The sequence below is a fragment of the Flavobacterium bomense genome (assembly GCF_003970355.1).
In genome coordinates this window covers 1-1,519 of record NZ_RYDJ01000089.1, presented here as the reverse complement: position 1 = coordinate 1,519, position 1,519 = coordinate 1, and the positions used below count along the sequence as shown (strand labels likewise).

1 pseudogene is annotated in these 1,519 nt (G+C 32.2%); it reads left to right on the top strand.

The window, feature by feature from the left end:
- Positions 1 to 1,519, top strand: a pseudogene (locus tag EKL98_RS17670) (LamG-like jellyroll fold domain-containing protein); the annotation flags it as partial.

Here is a 1,519-nt window from a genome sequence, read left to right as displayed (position 1 = left end):
TTCGAGAAAAAATTAATTGCTCTTGGCATAGATTCTGGTATTCCCGATGGAAAAGTTCTAACTGTAAATGTAAGAACAGTAAGTAATTTAAATGTATCAAGTAATTCAATTAGAGATTTAACTGGAATTCAAGACTTTACGTCATTGAAGGTTTTGTATTGTTACTCCAATCAACTCACTGTACTTGATGTTTCAAAAAATGTAGCGCTGACTGCTTTGTATTGTTACTCGAATCAACTCGCCGAACTTGATTTTGATGAAAATGTAGCATTGAAGTCTTTATATTGTTACTCTAATCAGCTGACCAATCTTGATGTTTCAAAAATTGTAGCGTTGACTTTTTTAAATTGTTCCTTTAATCTACTAAGCACTCTTGATATTACTAAAAATGAAGCTTTGACTGATTTATACTGTCAATCCAATCAACTAGTCACTCTTGATGTAGCAAAAAATTTAGCTTTAAGGGCTTTAGCTTGTCACTCTAATCAACTCAACGTTCTTGATGTTACTACAAATGGAGCATTGACTAATTTAATGTGTAGCTTAAATCAACTCACTACTCTAGATGTTTCTGAAAATGGAGCGTTGACTAATTTAGAGTGTTCTTTAAATCAAATTGCCAATCTTGATATTTCTAAAAATGGAGCATTGACTAATTTGGAATGTGAATCAAATCAACTCACTGCTCTTGATATTTCTAAAAATATAGCGTTGATTAATTTGGAGTGTAGTTCGAATCAACTTACAGCTATTGATGTTACTAAAAATATTGGGTTGACTGCCTTAGAGTGTAACTCGAATCAACTAAAGTATCTGGATGTCTCTAAAAATCTAGCACTAAATACTTTACTTTGCAACTCTAATCAACTCGCCTTTCTTGATGTTTCTAAAAATGTAGCTTTGACTAATTTATATTGTCACTCTAATCAATTAACAGCTCTTGATGTTTCTAAAAATGTAGGTTTGACTAATTTAGAGTTTTCCTCTAATCAACTCACAGCTATTGATATTTCTAAAAATGTAGCGTTAATTAATTTAGAATTTACCTCCAATCAACTCACCGCTCTTGATGTTGTTAAAAATGTAGCGTTGAAGACTTTATATTGTGGCTCCAATCAACTCACGGCCCTTGATGTTACTAAAAATGTAGCGTTGAAGACTTTATATTGTGGCTCTAATCAACTTACCGCCCTTGATGTTACTAATAGTTTAGCGTTGAAGACTTTATATTGTGGTTCTAATCAACTTGCCACTCTTGATGTTTCTAAAAATGTAGCCTTGGCTTATTTATATTGTCACTCTAATCAACTCGCTGCTCTTGACGTTTCAAAAAATATAGGGTTGCGGACTTTATATTCGGGCGCTAATAAACTCACGGCTCTTGATGTTTCTAAAAATGTAGTATTGAAAATTTTATATTGTCACTTTAATCAACTAACAGCTCTTGATGTTTCTAAAAATGTAGCGTTGACTAATTTAAGTTGTAGTTCCAATTCCCTATTGAGTTTGAATTTGAAAA